General features: G+C 67.2%; 10 protein-coding genes. 4 read left to right on the top strand and 6 right to left on the bottom strand.

Annotation, left to right across the window (positions count from 1 at the left end):
- Nucleotides 1-109: 109 nt before the first annotated feature.
- From VT03_RS10535 to VT03_RS10520, 4 genes are all read right to left on the bottom strand, one after another.
- Complete coding sequence (locus VT03_RS10535; protein WP_075092946.1) at nucleotides 110-1,501, bottom strand: sensor histidine kinase; 1,392 nt, start codon at nucleotides 1,499-1,501, stop codon at nucleotides 110-112.
- Entirely contained in the window at nucleotides 1,498-2,175 is a 678-nt protein-coding gene (locus VT03_RS10530; protein WP_075092945.1) for a response regulator transcription factor, read from the bottom strand. Before VT03_RS10530 ends, VT03_RS10535 begins: the two co-directional genes overlap by 4 nt.
- A 445-nt stretch (nucleotides 2,176-2,620) precedes the next feature.
- Nucleotides 2,621-5,695, bottom strand: a complete 3,075-nt coding sequence (locus VT03_RS10525; protein ID WP_075097047.1) for an efflux RND transporter permease subunit — start codon at nucleotides 5,693-5,695, stop codon at nucleotides 2,621-2,623.
- Nucleotides 5,696-5,764: 69 nt separating this feature from the next.
- Nucleotides 5,765-6,940, bottom strand: a complete 1,176-nt coding sequence (locus tag VT03_RS10520; RefSeq protein WP_197489287.1) for an efflux RND transporter periplasmic adaptor subunit — start codon at nucleotides 6,938-6,940, stop codon at nucleotides 5,765-5,767.
- A gap of 602 nt (nucleotides 6,941-7,542) precedes the next feature.
- Here VT03_RS10520 and VT03_RS10515 point away from each other — a divergent pair.
- Nucleotides 7,543-9,075, top strand: a complete 1,533-nt coding sequence (locus VT03_RS10515; protein WP_197489286.1) for a TolC family protein — start codon at nucleotides 7,543-7,545, stop codon at nucleotides 9,073-9,075.
- 453 nt (nucleotides 9,076-9,528) lie between these two features.
- Here the strand turns inward: VT03_RS10515 and VT03_RS10510 are convergent, their stop codons facing one another.
- Complete coding sequence (locus VT03_RS10510) at nucleotides 9,529-9,828, bottom strand: hypothetical protein (RefSeq protein WP_156514395.1); 300 nt, start codon at nucleotides 9,826-9,828, stop codon at nucleotides 9,529-9,531.
- Nucleotides 9,829-10,114: 286 nt separating this feature from the next.
- Between VT03_RS10510 and VT03_RS10505 the strand changes: the two genes are divergently transcribed.
- The 3 genes from VT03_RS10505 to VT03_RS10495 all read left to right on the top strand — a co-directional run bounded on the left by VT03_RS10505 (nucleotide 10,115) and on the right by VT03_RS10495 (nucleotide 13,559).
- Nucleotides 10,115-11,557, top strand: coding sequence for an ArnT family glycosyltransferase (locus tag VT03_RS10505; RefSeq protein WP_075092942.1), 1,443 nt, complete (start codon nucleotides 10,115-10,117; stop codon nucleotides 11,555-11,557).
- Nucleotides 11,558-11,594: 37 nt separating this feature from the next.
- Nucleotides 11,595-12,431 (top strand): glycosyltransferase, encoded by an 837-nt coding sequence (locus VT03_RS10500; RefSeq protein ID WP_075092941.1) that lies wholly within the window; start codon nucleotides 11,595-11,597, stop codon nucleotides 12,429-12,431.
- Nucleotides 12,432-12,554: 123 nt separating this feature from the next.
- On the top strand, nucleotides 12,555-13,559 hold the full coding sequence (locus VT03_RS10495; protein WP_075092940.1) for a DUF1207 domain-containing protein: 1,005 nt from the start codon (nucleotides 12,555-12,557) through the stop codon (nucleotides 13,557-13,559).
- 164 nt (nucleotides 13,560-13,723) lie between these two features.
- Here the strand turns inward: VT03_RS10495 and VT03_RS10490 are convergent, their stop codons facing one another.
- Nucleotides 13,724-15,511 (bottom strand): SulP family inorganic anion transporter, encoded by a 1,788-nt coding sequence (locus VT03_RS10490; protein ID WP_075092939.1) that lies wholly within the window; start codon nucleotides 15,509-15,511, stop codon nucleotides 13,724-13,726.
- Nucleotides 15,512-15,517 lie beyond the last annotated feature (6 nt).

Genomic DNA, 15,517 nt, shown 5'->3' with positions numbered 1-15,517 from the left:
TCTGCGACTGGTACCCCGCCGCGAGGTCAGGCGGGGCAATGAGCCGTCGACGGCTCGCCGTGCCGTTTGACCGATGCCCGGCGACAGACATTCTTCCGCCGGAATCGCTTCAGCTTGCCGCCGGCGCGCCGGGCAGTGTCACCCCGAAGCAGCTGCCTTTCCCGGGGGCGCTGCGGACCGCGATCCGGCCGCGATGGGTTTCGACGACGGCGCGGCAGATGGCGAGACCGAGGCCCACGCCCGAGCGATCGTCGTTCTGGGACGAGTCCACGCGAAAGAACCGATCGAAGACTCGCCCCTGGAGCTCTTCGGGAATCCCGATCCCGTCGTCCTCGACCTCCACGACCAGTTCCTGGCCCGCCTCCCGTCCGCGGACGCAGATCGTCCCTCCCGGCGGCGTGTACTTCGTGGCGTTGTCGAGCAGGTTGAAGAACAGCTGGCTCAGCAGGATGTCGTCCCCCACCAGGCTCCAGGGAGGGAGCGGCTGAACCACGAGCGTGTGCCGCCAGTCGGTGGTCCGGCTGCGGAACTGCTCAACCACGTCCGCCACCAGGAGGTCCACCCGCACGCGATCTTCCAGCGGCGGGAACTGCCCGGCGTCGTAACGGCTCAAGGTCAGGAGCTGATGGACCAGCTCGGTCAGGCGCGCGGCTTCGTCGGCGGTCTGTTCCATCGCGAGGCGGTAGACCTCGGCCTCCCGAGGAGCCCGCAGGATGACTTCCGCCTTCGTCCGCAGCGCGGCGATCGGCGACCGCAGCTCGTGGGCCGCATCCGACGTGAAGCGCCGCATCTGATCGATCGCGCGGTGCAGCCGGTCGAACATCGCGTTGAGCGTCAGGCCGAGCCGTCCCAGTTCATCGCGCGGGTTCCGGATCGTCAGCCGCTCATCGAGCCGCTCCGCGGAGATCCGTTCCGCCGTGGCGACCATCTGTTCGACCGGCGCCAGCGCGTGGCACGCCAGGCCGTAGCCAGCCGCGATGGCGACGAGGAGGGCGATCGGAACCGCGGCGACGACGGTCCCGAGGTACCACTGAAAGTCCTGGCTCATCTCGGCCTTGGCGGAGGCGACCTGCAACAGGAGCGGACGGTCCTGGCTATCCCGGGCCGTCAGGCTGAGGAGCCGGAACTGTCCGAGGCCGGGGAGATCGACGTCCTCGAACTGCGGCGGCTCGGTCTCGTCGAGGTGACCGGGCCGGGGGAGGGCCGTGTCGCGGAGGAAGCGGCTCTGGATGACGGCTGCATCCGGAGCGGTGACACGGAAGTGGACGTCCGAGTGGATGGCGTACCGGGTGTCGAAGGTTTCCTGGAGGTGCTCGCGATCACGGGCGAGTTTGACGTCCTGGCGGAGCTCGTGGATTTCCTCGGAGAGCCACGCGTCTTCTTCTCGTTGCAGATGTCCGTGGACGAGGTACAGCATCACGCCGCAGAACACGGCGAAGAGGCCGGCCAGGACGGCGGCGTTCGAGAGGGTCAGTCGCCAGCGGATGCTCCAGCCGGTCACGGCGGGTCTCCCAGGCGGTAGCCTTCCCCTCGAATCGTGTGCAGGATCCGCGACCAGCCGGGGCGTTCGATCTTGATCCGCAGTTCGCGGATCTGGACTTCGATCACGTTCGTCCAGGTGGCGGTGGAGGCCTTCCAGACGTCGCGCGCGAGCATCTCGCGGGTGACGACCTGGTTCTTGTGGCGAAGGAGGTATTCGAGCAGTTCGAGCAGTCGCCGCGTGAGCGAGATTTCCTCGCCCTGGCGGGTGACTTTGCGCGTCATGAGGTCGATCTGGAGGTCGTCGTGGCGGAGGACTGCTTCGGAGGCGACGGCGCCGCGGCGGAGGAGCGAGCGGAGGCGGGCGAGGAGTTCGCCGAACGCGAACGGTTTGACGAGGTAGTCGTCGGCGCCGGTGTCGAGTCCGAGGATGCGGTCTTCGACGGAGTCTCTCGCGCTGACGATCAGGACCGGCGTGGCGCGGCCGCTTTTGCGGATTTCCCGCAGCAGGGTCAGGCCGTCTCCGTCGGTCAGTTGGAGGTCGAGGATGATGGCGTCGAGGGGTTCGGTGCGGGTGAGGAGGAGTCCTTCGGTGGCGCTGGACACGGCGAAGATGGTGTGACCTTCTTCGCGGAGGCCTTGTTCGAGGCTGGAGCGGAGGGTGCGATGGTCTTCGACGATCAGTACGTTGGACATCGTATCCTCGTCCCAGAGGACCGAGTCTGGCCGGTGGGGAAACCGGTCGCAAACCCGGGGATGGTAGTGGGAGGGGATTTCGGCTCGCCTGTTTCGAAGGCGGCAGATAAGCCAAATTTAATCCGGCCCGCCGGCACAGCGCTGATTGCTCAAGCCCAACGTGCTACGGCTGCCGGGGTCAAGGGGGCCTCGCCCCCTTGACCCCGGAGGCGCTTCCACGAGGAACCGTGGTACGCAACGGACGTCCGCTTTGTGGCACCGGCGTGGAGGACTCACCGCTCGCTCTGCAATCTCCGCGGGTTGGTGAGGGGGCATCCAACGCGCTGTCCGCGTTTGGATACGACATGCTTCAGACATCTCTCGACGGCCAGGCCTCCGGCGGGCAAAGGGGCGTTGCCCCTCTGCACTCCCCACCAGGGTGCCCCCTGGACCCCGGTGAAATGGGTCACTTCTTTACGCCCGACTTCGAACTCCCATACGCCAGATAAATCGGCGGCAACAAAACAATGTTGAGCAACGTCGAAGTCGCCAGACCACCCAGAATCACTACCGCCAACGGATACTCAATCTCATGACCCGGCTTATTGCCGGCAACCGCCAACGGCACCAGCGCCAGCGCCGTCGCCAGCACCGTCATCAGAATCGGCGCCAGCCGCTCCTCCGCCCCCCGCAGAACCAGCCCCGGTCCAAACGGCTCACCCTCCACCTCCTCCAGATGCCGGTAATGACTGACCAGCATGATCCCGTTCCGGGCCGCAATCCCCAGCACCGTCACGAACCCAACCAGCGACCCCAGCGACAACCGCCCCCCCGAAATCCACACCGCCGCCACCCCGCCGATCAGGGCGAACGGGATCGTCAGACACACAAGCGCCGTCAGACGCACCGACTGAAAATCGATGTAAAGGATCAGCAGAATCCCAGCCAGCGCCGCCGCACCGAAAGCGATCAGCCGCCGCTCCGAATCCTGCCGGGCCGTGTACTCCCCCAGGATCTCGGGGTGATAACCATGCTCGAAGTGCATCGCCGACACCGCCTGCTCGATATCCCGGGCCACCGAGCCCAGGTCCCGCCCCGCCGCATCGCAGGTCACGTCGATCCGCCGCGAGCCCCCCTCCCGCTTCACTTCGTTCGGCGCCGGAACGACCTCAATATCCGCCACGTCGCGAAGCGGCACCTGCCCCCCCGTCGGCGTGTCGACCCTGACCTCGTTCAGCGACGCGATATCGGTCCGGGCCACATCGGTCCCCCACACCACGACATCGAACTTCCGCTGACCGCCATAGACTTCCCCCACCTTCGAACCGCGGAGGATCGTCGTCACCGCGCGGCGGATCTGGCCGGGAGTCAGCCCGAACCGCTCGGCCGCCTCGGGCCGGAGGCGGACCTCGATCTGCGGGACCAGCACCTGCGACTCGACCTTGAGGTTCGTGACCCCCGGAATCTTCGCCATCACCGCCCCGACCTCTTTCCCCTTCTCCCGCAGCCCGGCCAGCTCGGGACCGAAGATCCGCACCACGATGCTGGAGCTGGCCCCCGTCAGCACCTCCTTGACCCGCTCCCGCAGGTACGTCTGCACGTCCCGGTACAGGCCCGGATAGCCGTCGACGGCGGTCTGGATGCGGTGCAGCGTCGAGTCGTAGTCGACCTTCGGATCAATGCTGATCCACAACTCCGTGAAGTTCGGGCCGACCACTTCGTCGGCGACTTCCGCCCGGCCGATATGGCTCCCGAAGTTCAGCACCCCCGGGATCGCCCGCAGTTCGCGGCTCGCCTCAACCGTGATCCGGTCCATCGCCTCGATCGACGTCCCCGGCCGCTCGACGAAGTGCATCAGGAAATCGGTCTCCTGAAAGTTCGGCAGAAACTCCTGACCGAGCCGGCTGAGGCCGACGAACGTGCCGGCCAGCATCACGACCAGGAAGGCGACCGCCAGCTTCGGACGATGAATGACCCACGGCAGCATCGCCCGGTAAGGGACCTTGAGCCACCGGGTGAGCGGCGGGTCGTGGCTGTGCGCACGGGCTCGGGAGAACAGCAGCAGCGAGAGGGCGGGAGTGACGATCACCGCCACGAGAAGAGAGGCGAGGATTGAGAGGACGTAGCCGATCGCCAGCGGCCGGAAGAAGGCCCCGGGGAGTCCTTCGAGGAAGAAAATCGGAACGAAGACGAGAATCACGATCGCCGTCGCGTACACCACCGCGCTGCGGACCTCCAGCGATGCATCGAGGACGACCTGGAAGGTCGACTGGGGATTCGGCAACGTGCGGTTCGTCCCCAGCCGGCGGACGATGTTCTCGACGTCGATGATCGCGTCGTCGACGACCTCGCCAAGCGCGATCACGAGGCCGGCGATGACCATCGTGTTGATCGTCAGCCCCCACGCGTACAGGACCAGGACCGCCGCGATGAGCGAGAGCGGGATGGCGGTCAGGCTGATGAGGGCCGTCCGCAGATCGAACAGGAACGCCATCAGGACCACGATGACGAGCCCGCACCCCAGGACGAGGACGTGCGTCAGGTTGTCGATCGACCGTTCCACGAACGTGGCCGGGCGGAAGATCGAGGCGTCGATCTCGACATCGGCCAGCCCGGGCCGGAGGGTCTCGATCGCCCGGTCGACTTCGCGGGTGACGGCCAGCAGATTCGCGGCGGGCTGCTTTTCGACGATCAGCAGGATTCCGGGGACGTCGTTGATGATCGCGTCGCCGATTGGCGGGGCCGTCCCGGTCTGGACCGCCGCCACGTCGCCGATGTGGAGAGGGGCCCCGTTCCGGAAGGCGACGACCGTCTTGGCGAGGTCCTCGACCGTCCGGACCGGAGTCACCTGACGGACCGCCAGCCGCTGGTTGGGGGTGTCGACGAAGCCCCCGGCATCGAGAGAGGTCGCCTCGGCGGCGGACTTGAGCACGGAGTCGAGCGTCACTTCGTGGGACCGCAGCCGGTCGGGATCGACGACGATCTGGAACTGCTTGTCCCGCTGTCCCCAGATGGCGACGTTGGCCACGCCCGGGATCGCCATCAGCCGCGGCCGAATCGTCCAGACCGCCAGCTCGCTGAGCTCCTGCTGCGAGAGGGTCTTCGACGTCATGCCGATCTTCATCATCCGGCTCAGCGACGACAGCGGCTGCATGATGACCGGCGGACGGGAGACGGCGGGGAGCCGCGGGGCCTCGACCGCCAGCCGCTCCTGGACGAGCTGCCGCGAGCGGTACAGGTCCACATTGTCCTGGAGGATGAGGCGGATCGAGGAGAGCCCCAGCACCGACTTCGAGCGGACGGTCTTGAGGCCCGGCGTCCCGATGAGGGCGTTCTCGAGCGGGAACGTCACGAGGTTCTCGACCTCCTCGGCCGAGAGTCCCGGGGCTTCCGTCTGGATCTCGACGTAGGGGGGCGCGAACTCGGGGAAGACGTCGAGCGGGAGGTCCGGCGCCAGTCGGATCCCGACGACCATCAGCAGGATCGAGAGAGCGACGACGACGACGCGGAGTCGCAAGGCGGCGGAGACGAGCCAGGCCATCGGGAACAGCACCTTACGGAGAATGTCGGCGGGGGAAGTGGACGCGGTGTTCCGCGGCGACTCCCCGGATCACTTGGCGAAACCGAACTCGGCACCGGAGATCTCGGCCGCGCCGGCCGTGACCACCGTCGTCCCCGGAGCGGGGCCGCGCGTCAGAATCGCGAGTCCGTCCTTGACCCAGGCGACTTCGACGCGGCGGCGGACGAAGTGGTGTTCGTCGAGCCGCTCATAGATCCACTGGCCGCCGTAGATATCGATGATCACCGCCGACCAGGGGACGGTCGCCTGATCGGTCGCCCCCTTCACCGGGAGCTGGGCCGTCAGCCGCTGGCCGGGGCGAAGCGCTCCTTCGGGATTGGCCACCTCGTAGTAGAGGTCGACCGCCGAGGCGAGGGGCGTCGCCGTCGGCGGCGATTGGATCGGCTTGGCGATGAGATGATCCGCCGAGTAGCGGGCCGCGAGATCGGTGACCGCGATCGGAGCGGAGGTGTCGAGCGTCGGCAGATCGCCGGCATAGACCGGGACCTTGAGCCACAGGACCTTGTCGTTGAGGATCTCGAACAGCGGGTTTCCGGCCGAGACCACTTCGCCCGGTCCCACGTGGGTCGTCCGGATCTGGCCCGCCATCGGAGCGGTGATCGCCAGCGGGGCCAGGCTTCCCGCCTCCGCTCCTTCCAGCGAGGCTTCGTCGAGGAGCGTCTTCCGAGCCTGGGCCGCTTCAAGACCTTTCTGGGCCAGGGAGAGCTGGGCCTGCGCGTCGTCGACCGCCCGGACCGTTCCCACCTTGTCCTTCTCCAGCCGCTCCGCCCGGGCGAGGGCGATCTTGGCCGCGTCGACCTGGACCTCCGCCTGCCGGACGAGTCCGTCGGCGTCGATCCGCGACTGGGCGATCGTGTTGCGGGTCTGGGCCATCTGGACCCGCTCGGCGGGGGTCAGGACGGCCCGCTCGGGGGACAGGAGCGGCAGGAGCTCGAAGAGCGGTTCGTTGATCGCCACCCAGGCGCCGGGCTGCGGGAAGGCCCCCCGGCCGGCCGGTGTCCGGACCGTTCCGGCGACCGGCGCGGGGACGATCAGCAGCGCGCCGCCGGGAAGCGTGCATTCCGCGCCGTAGGGGCGGAACCGCGGCAGCGAGCGGGTCTCGATCTTCGCCGTCTCGATCGCGAGCCGCTTCACCGCGTCGGACGTCAGGGTGATCCGGTTCAGCGACTCTTCCGAGACGACCGCCGCGATCTTGGCCGGTGCCACGGGGGTCGGCGGAGGGGCCGATTTTCGTTCGCAACCGGCGAGCAGGAGGCCGATAACAAGGAGTGAGGTGGGCGTTCCGCGCATCGATCGGTGAGGCATCAAAAGGGCGGGGGCGTCAAAGGGAGCGGGGCGGGGCTCGGAAGCCCGATCGGTTCGAACGTCGTCCGTCTGTTGTGACGACTGTTCGCTGACGAACGATCGACGGTACCGGCGGTCAGGAGGGTCGCCAATGTTCCTGCCGCGATGGCGCGGGAAACGGCGGCAAGATGAGCTTTTTCTTATCTCGCGCAGTTCGACTGACGAACTCGCGGGGCGGGAAGCGGATGTCCGACCTGGGCCAATCGCACCGTTCGACACAATCGTCACGACGTTGCCATCGGGGCCGGATCGGCGGGCAAATGGGCCAAGACGATCAGCGTGCGAACGTTCGCCGGACGACCTTAAGAAGGCGTCCCGCGTTGCGGTCCGGAAGACCTGCGGTGACGACGCGAATCGCTGGCGACCTTCGCTGATCGCCCGCCGCGCGATTCACGCCTGACCTTCTCGCACCGTTGGGGATCACCGTGCGCCAGTTCCGTCCGGTATGGATACCGACTCTCCTGTTGCTGAGCCCGTTTGCCGGCTGCCGGACCGCCCCCAGGTCGGCGGCCCTCTCCGCTCCCGCGGAGGAGGTGCGGATCGCTTCTGCCGATGAGCGGCGCGGGATCGACGACGAGGTGGACGAGTCCTCCGCGGCGGAGATCGAGCAGGTCGACGGGGTCGAGTCGACGAACGAAACCGTCGCCGTCGCCGCTGAGGCGACCAGTCCGCCCGCAACGGTCGTCGATGCCGCGCCGGGACTGACGGTGTTCGACGCCATCACGACGGCGCTCGCGCAGAACCCCGATCTCATCACCCAGCGGCAGACGGAGCGCGTGGGGCGGGGGGCCGTGGGGGTGGCGGAGACGTATCCGTTCAATCCGTACGTCCAGATCCAGGCGACTCCGTACCAGGACCGGCGGATCGGCCCGCCGGGGACGACGAACCACTACGTCCTCGTCATGCAGCAGATCCAGCTCGCCCATCAGCAGCGGTATCGCGAGGACATCGCCTGTGCCCAGCTGAACAGCATCCGCTGGACGATCCTGCAGGCCGAGTTGAACACGATCGCCCAGGCGGAGCGGCTGTACTTCACGGCCCTCTATCAGGCCGGCCTCAGGGACCTGGCGCAGGCCACGGCGGACAACAATCAGGAGCTGCTGCGGATTCTCGAAAAGCGGCTGGAAGCGGGAGACGCGACGGGAGCGGACGTCGCCATCGTCCGGCTCGATGCCCGGTCGACGCAGCAGCAACTGGTCCTGGCGAAAGCGACCGCCGCGACGGCCCTCCTCGACCTGCGGCGGCACCTGGGGCTTTCCCCGACGCTTCAAATTCCGCTCGCCAATGGCCTCGAAGGCTATCCGTGGCGACCGCTGTTCGGCGTCGCCTGGGGCGGCGGCGGCGGCGGCGGCGGGAATGAAGACGGCGCCGCGGAGACGATCGACGTTCCGACCGGCCCGTCGATTGCCGCTCCGCTGTCCGTCGCGCAGGGGGCGGGCCGGCCGGATGTCCTTGCCGCGCGGTCGGATGTCGATGTCGCGCGGGCCGGGACCGATCTCGCCGATGCGGCCCGTGTTCCCGACGTGCAGCTCGGTCCCTACTACCAGCGGAACGATGTCGGGACCACCTTCTGGGGTTTTCGCGCCCAGATGGACATTCCCGTCTGGAACACCGGGACGCCGCTGTTGCGGCTTCGCGAGGCGGAGTTGCAGCAGCGGGTGATGGCCTGGCGGCAGCTTGAGCGTCGGGCCGGTCTCGAAGCCGAAGCGGCGATCGACCGTTACAACCGGGCGTTCCGGCTGCTGACGACGTTCAGTGACGACTCAGCGTCGGGCCAGCTTCCGGTGGAGCTTCAGAAGCTGGAGGAGCAGTTCGTGGCGGGGGAGGTGGACATCCTGCGGGTGTTCCAGTCGCGGAACAGTTTGATCCAGAACCGCCGGGCGCTGCTTGACTCGCTGAATGAGATTTCGCAGGCGGCGGCCGGGGTGACGGCGGCGACGGGTCTGCCGCTGGAGTCGTTGTTGGTCTCTCCGTCGGAGCGGCCGGGCGCACTGTAGACCCGTGGACTTCGTGCAGGACGCTTTTGCCGGCACAGCGTTGCTGCGTCAAACCCAACGTGCCACGGCAGCCGGGGTCAAGGGGGTCTCACCCCCTTGCCGCCGGAGGCCTCTTCCATGAGGAACCGTGGTAAGCAACGGACGTCCCCTTTATGAAACCGGCGTCGAGGACTCCCCGCTCGCCTTGGAATCCCCGCGGGTTGATGTGGGGGCATACGGCACGGCGCCCGCGTTTGGATACGCCCTCCTTCCGACATCTCTCGACGGCCAGGCCTCCGGCGGGCAAGAGGGCGTTGCCCCCTTGCATCCCCCACCAGGGTGCCCCTGGACCCGGTGGGCGAATTCTATCGGGCTGCACATCGCCCCCCGTCCGCCTGACACGCGCTCCGACCACACAAGGCGACGTCGGCTGTCCCCTCTACCTTCCGCCTTAAGCCTCCTCCCCCTCCCTCCTCACAGCACCCACACATCCTCCGTCTCAATCCGCAACCGCCGACCTCCCCACCGCGTCCGACGAAGCGAGTCCCGTAACTCACGCAACTGAATCTGCACCAGACTGTCGGGAACATCGAAACTGTCGAAGTCGCACTCCAGCTCCACAATGACCCGCTGCTCCGCGGAATCCAGCACGATCACCGGCCGATGATGCCAGGTCCGGCTCGCCAGCTCCAAGGTCAGATCGTCCACACATCGCGCTCCCTCGACGGCGGTCAGCCCCGACACGGAAAAGCGGGATCGCAGGCGATCAACCATGACGCGCTCGCACAAGAACAAAGGGAGAACGAGTGTTGCGCCATCCCGCCCGGCATCCTGTCGGCGGGGCGAGGCATCCTGGGGAGCGCGACGATCACGACTCCCCGGCAACTCTCGGCGCGGACTGTAGGACGAGACATGACAATCGCGTCAGGTCAATCAGACGCTTGGACGATGAGTAACTGCTTATCTTCCGCGACTCCCCTCGAACGAACTTTCCCGAACGGGCTAGTGTTCGCCGACGCCCGGTGACTCCTGCCGGGCGACCGTCTTCTGAAACCTCGCGATGGATCGCACCCGTTCCCGCTACGAGATTCCGCTGCTTCAGGCAGCGATCGTCCTCGCCCTCGTCTGCCGCGTCTGGCTGATGGCGACGCAACCCCTCGCCGACCAGACCGAAGCCCGCTACGGCGAACTCGCCCGCGTCACGGCCGAAGGGGGCTACTGGCTGATGCCGCACCTGTCGGCCGATGAGCCGTTCCTCGCAAAGCCTCCCCTGGCAACCTGGCTCGCCGCTCTCTCCTGGCGGTTTCTCGGCCACAACGAGTTCTGCCTGCGGCTCCCGTCGCTGCTGGTCTCCCTCGCCACGGCCGGCCTGCTCTTCGGATGGGCGCGGCAGTTCGAGATCGGACGCGGCGGACGATGGATGCTGGTCGCCTCGCTGGTCAGCTCGCCGATCTGGATCGTCTGCGCCGGGACCGTGATGACCGACGCGACGCAGATGCTGGTCGTCACGGTCGCCATGCTCGCGGCGTGGCAGACGCTTCAAACGCCGCACGACTCGACCGGCCGGTGGTCCTTCTGGACCGCCATCGGCGTCGCCTCCCTCTGCAAGGGGCCGGCGACCCTGGCGCTGATCGGGATGCCGCTGACAGCCTACGCCCTGCTGTGCGGGGACGCGGCCCATGTGATCCGCAGGCTCTGGAGCGGCCGCGGCCTCCTGCTCGCCACGGCGATTGCCCTGGCATGGTACATCCCGGCGGAGCTTGCCCATCCCGGCTTCATTCAATACTTCGTCATCGGCGAGCACATCCAGCGGTTCCTGGAGCCGAACTGGAACGGAGACCGCTTCGGGCATGCCCACAGCGTTCCGCGAGGGACCATCTGGCTGTACTGGGCCGCCGCCACCTGCTTCTGGTTCCCGGTCATGCTGGAGGAAGGCTCCCGGCGGCTCCGCTCCGCCGAGAGCCGGGCGACGCCGCAGGTCGACCTCTGGCTTTGGTGCTGGACCCTCACTCCGCTGCTCTTCTTCACGATCGCCTCCAACATCCTCTGGACCTACACGCTGACCGCGATTCCCCCGTTCGCGCTCCTCGTCGGGCGATGGAGCGAGTCCGCCGCGCACTGGGGGAGGCGGGCGACTCCGGCGCTGCTGCTCATGGGAGGAATCGCCGTCTCTCCGCTCTGCTTCGTGTGGGGCCCGAACCTGTTCGACGGACGCTCCGCTCGCAGCCTCGTCGAAGCGGCGGCCCATCGGCACCCCGGCCAGCCGCTCGTCTTCGCCAACTGCTTTCAGTTCTCCAGCCGCTTCTACACCCGCGGTCAGGCCGAGCGAGCGGACACCGCGGCCGACCAGGAAGCGGCGCTCATGACCCCCGGAACTCTGCTGGTCATGCCGCGCGAGTCGGCCGACGCGGCACGCCGGTCCGGGAGGGCCAGACCGATTGTCGAGCAGCGCGACGCGGTGCTGATGGAAGTCACCCCTCCGAAATACGCCTCGTTGCCGTGAACGAGCCGACACGCGATCCCCCCGAGAGGACAACCTCGTGGCCCTCACCACCGCCCCCCAGACGCTTCTGGTCATCCCCTGCTTCAACGAAGAACGGCGGCTGCGCCTTTCGGCGTTCGGCACGTTCCTCCGCGGCCAGTCGACGTCGCAGGTTTTGTTCGTGAACGACGGAAGCACCGACGCGACGCTGCCGCTCCTGCAGCAGTTTCGACGGAACCACCCGGGCTCCTGCTCCGTGGGAAGCCTCGGACAGAATTGCGGCAAAGCCGAAGCGGTCAGGCAAGGCCTGCTGGCGGCGATCAACGCGGGAGCCCGATTCGTCGGATACTGGGACGCGGACCTCGCCGCCCCGTTGCGGCAGGTCCCCCTGATGGAAGCGGTCCTGGCGCGCGACCCGGAGACCCATGTCGTGATCGGAGTCCGTCTGCCGCTCCTGGGACACCGCATCCGGCGCGATCCGATGCGGCGGCGGCTGGGATCGATCGCGGCCTGGACGATTCACGCCATGACGGGACTGCCGACCCGGGACACCCAGTGCGGCGCGAAGCTGTTCCGGGTGACGGCGGAGCTCATCGAATCGCTCAAGGAGCCGTTCCACTCCCGCTGGCTGTTCGACGTGGAGCTTCTTCTGCGACTGAAGTCCCTCCATCACGGACTGGAAGGAGTGGCGTACGACTTTCCCCTGGAGTGCTGGTCGGAACAGCGAGGCTCCAAAGTGAACTGGTTGACCTACGCCCGGGCCCTGACCGAGATGGTTCGCATCCGGTGCGGGAGCCGACCCGCGGAACGAGGGCCGGCGTCCCGAGGGAACCACAGCCTCTCGATCGACGACCAGCCCTTCGGAGAGAGTTCACTCGACAGGGAGGCGGCTTGAGGGTCCGCGTCGGAACTGGCCTTGATCAAAACCTCAAGGTTGGAGACGTTTCCATCGGACGGTGTCCAAGCAGACGATTTCCTGCGAAGACAGGTTCCCAGTTTGCCATCAGGGGGGAGTTCGGTGACGGCGCAGAGCACTCGATGCCTTCTGGGGGCTGCTGCGATCCTGCTGGCGCTCGTACAGATCGCCGTTGCGGAGTCGGACCTCACCAGCGACGCCGCGGAAAGACGCCTGAACCCCGCCCCAACGGACTTCAGCTCCGAGGGGGACTTTCCCCCCCTCATCACGCCGGCCTTCGCGGAGGCACCGGACGTGTCCGACTCCGACGCGGCGATCGGCGTTCCGGGCTCAGCTGCACTCCGTGTCGAAGAATGGCAGCTGCTTCCCGACGGAGTGATGTACCCGTCGTATCTGGCGGGGGAGAAAGAGCCGCGGTTCGGCGTCGCCTCCCTGATCGGCCCGGACAGGATCTGGCGATGGGAGGCGGTTCTCGGCGGACGAGTGGCCCTTCTCCGTCACGGAACGCTGGACCCCGTTCGGCCGGAGGGATGGGAACTGCAGATGGAAGGCGCCGTCATGGCCCGACTGCAGATCCTGGAACCCTCGGCTCCGCTGGACGCGTCGGACTATCGGTTTGGACTGCTGAGCGTCTGGCGGGAGGGTCCCGTTGCGTTCAAGGCGGGCTACTACCACTTGAGCTCACATGCCGGCGACGAGTTCCTCCTGGCGAACCCGACCTACCAGCGGATCAACTATGTCCGCGACTCCGCGATTGCCGGCACGTTCATTGATGTGACCGAGGCGATTCAGGTCTATGCGGAGATCGCCTATGCGGGGACGGATGGGGACGCGCGGCCGCTCGAGTTCCAGTACGGCCTCCAGTACAGCCCTCAAGGGCCGACAGGGCTGGGCGGGGCGCCCTTTGCGGCCGTGAACTGGCACACGCGGCAGGACGAGGACTGGATCACGAGCGTGAACATGACTGCCGGGTGGCAGTGGCGTGGACGGCGGTCCAATCATCTGTGGCGGATCGGCGTTCAGCATTACGAGGGTCCGGCGATGCAGTGGGAGTTTGTCGGCCGGAGGGAACGTGTGAGCGGCGGTGGGATCTGGTACGACTTCTGATGGGTGTCCTGATGTCCGGAGGCAGGTACGTCGAAGCGAGCGGAACGACGCGGGCCTCCGAGCTCCGGGAGACTCGCCTTCATCCCCGACCACGTGATCGTGTCAGAAGGTCATCGCAAGGGCGAGAGCCAACCGCATCGAACACCTGGCTTGGGGACTTGGAATCAACTGTCGGGTGACTCCGGTGGGTGGCGATTGCCATCCTGCCTCTCCTGGAAAGCCGCCACGGCGTCGGACAGTTGGCTGAAGCGGGGGCAGGCCTCGAAGCCCGGGCTGAAGTGCGAGAGCGACTCGCGGAGCGGCAGGTGCGCCTTCACGATGACGACTTCGATCTGCCGCTTTCGGAGCGCCGTCACGAAATCCGCGAGCTGCTCGGCCGCCGTCACGTCGATGCCGGGGATGGCCCGGGCGTCGAGGATCACCTCTCGAACCGGCGTCTCCTCCTGGGAGAGGAACCACTCGACCCGCTCCACAAAGAACCGGATGTTGGCGAAAATCACCGGCCCGTAGAACCGGTAGACCACGAGGCCCGGAATCGTTTCGGCCGCTTCGTCGTCTCCGACGTCATGCAGCGTTGTGGAGCCGGGTACGCATCCGAGCAGGGCGTCCTGCGGGCGGATGATCGAGGCCAGAACCCCGAGGAGCGAGAGAAAGATCCCCAGGAGGATCCCCGGCAGCACGCCGATGACGACGACGCCCGCCGTCGTCGCCGCCGCGACCACCATGCTGAAGCGGTGCATCCGCCAGAGCCGCCCATACAGCGGGAAGTCCACGAGCGTCACGCCGGTGAAGATCAGGATCGCGGCGATCGCCACGGACGGCATTGTGGCAATCCAGGGCATGAGCAGGATCGCCGTCACCATCACGATCGCTGACGCGAGGAAGCTGACCACCTGAGTCCGCCCGCCGGTGGCATCGTTGAGCAGCGTCCGGGTCTGGCTCGAGCCGATCGCGAAGCTTCCCACGAGGCCTGCCGCGGCGTTCGCCGCGCTGAAGGCAATCAGTTCGTGATCCGGATCAATCTGGTATCCATGCTTTCTCGCGACCGTCCGTCCGAGCACGACACCTTCGGAGAAGACGAGCAGCGCGATGCCGATCGCCGCCGTAAAGAGCGGTGCGGCTTCGGAGGGGTTCAGCCCAGGCCGGACCGCGATCGGAAGGCGGAGATCGACAGCGCCGATCACCTGCATGCCCAACAGCGTGAAGTCCAGGACCCGCCCGGCCGAGACGGCGATCAGGAAGACAACGATCGCACCGGGGACGCGCGGGAGAGCGCGGCGGCAGAAGGCCAGGGCAGCGATGCAGATCAGCCCCATCACGATGGTCGGCCCATGCACGCTGCCGATATTCGAGATCCACTCCCAGAACCGCAGCAGCGTGTTCGACTCCGTGAGGGGAATCCCGAAGAGCTTGCCGATCTGGCTTCCGACGATGACGATCGCGGCCCCGTTCATGAAGCCAAGCAGCGCCGGACTCGACAGAAAGTCGGCCGCGATCCCGAGACGCAGTCGCGCCATGAGGAACAGGACCCCCGCGGTCAGGAGCGAGAGGATGCCGGCCAGGGCCACCGCCTTTCCCGGATCCTCTCCGACGAGCGGGCCGATCGCCGCGCCGACGAGCAGCGAGATCGCCGCGTCCGGGCCGACGATCAGATGCCGCGAACGGGTGAAGAACGCAAACGTCACCATCCCCGCGACGGCCGCGTAAAGGCCGGCCGCCGGGGGACAGCGGGCCAGCTCCGCGTAGGCCAGCGCCGAAGGGATGAGCACCAGGGCGACGACGATCGCGGCGACGAGGTCGGACCGCCCATTCGAGAGATCGTACTGACGCAGAACGTCGATGCCCGGAAGAACGCGACGAATGCGATCGACCAGCGTTCCCTTCGCCGAGGCGTGGACGCCGGACGGGTTCGCGTCCGATCGACGCTCAGGGACTTTGTTGTCGACCGACATCGGTTG

The sequence above is a fragment of the Planctomyces sp. SH-PL14 genome (assembly GCF_001610835.1).
Taxonomy (GTDB): domain Bacteria; phylum Planctomycetota; class Planctomycetia; order Planctomycetales; family Planctomycetaceae; genus Planctomyces_A.
Note: the sequence above shows the minus strand (reverse complement) of the source record. Positions and strands in the feature narration are given on the sequence as shown.

What these genes read in the sequence shown, in the direction of transcription:
- VT03_RS10530 (WP_075092945.1), bottom strand. Translation starts at nt 2,175, where the DNA reads ATGTCCAACGTACTGATCGTCGAAGACCATCGCACCCTCCGCTCCAGC.
- VT03_RS10525 (WP_075097047.1), bottom strand. Translation starts at nt 5,695, where the DNA reads ATGGCCTGGCTCGTCTCCGCCGCCTTGCGACTCCGCGTCGTCGTCGTC.
- VT03_RS10510 (WP_156514395.1), bottom strand. Translation starts at nt 9,828, where the DNA reads ATGGTTGATCGCCTGCGATCCCGCTTTTCCGTGTCGGGGCTGACCGCC.
- VT03_RS10505 (WP_075092942.1), top strand. Translation starts at nt 10,115, where the DNA reads ATGGATCGCACCCGTTCCCGCTACGAGATTCCGCTGCTTCAGGCAGCG.
- VT03_RS10490 (WP_075092939.1), bottom strand. Translation starts at nt 15,511, where the DNA reads ATGTCGGTCGACAACAAAGTCCCTGAGCGTCGATCGGACGCGAACCCG.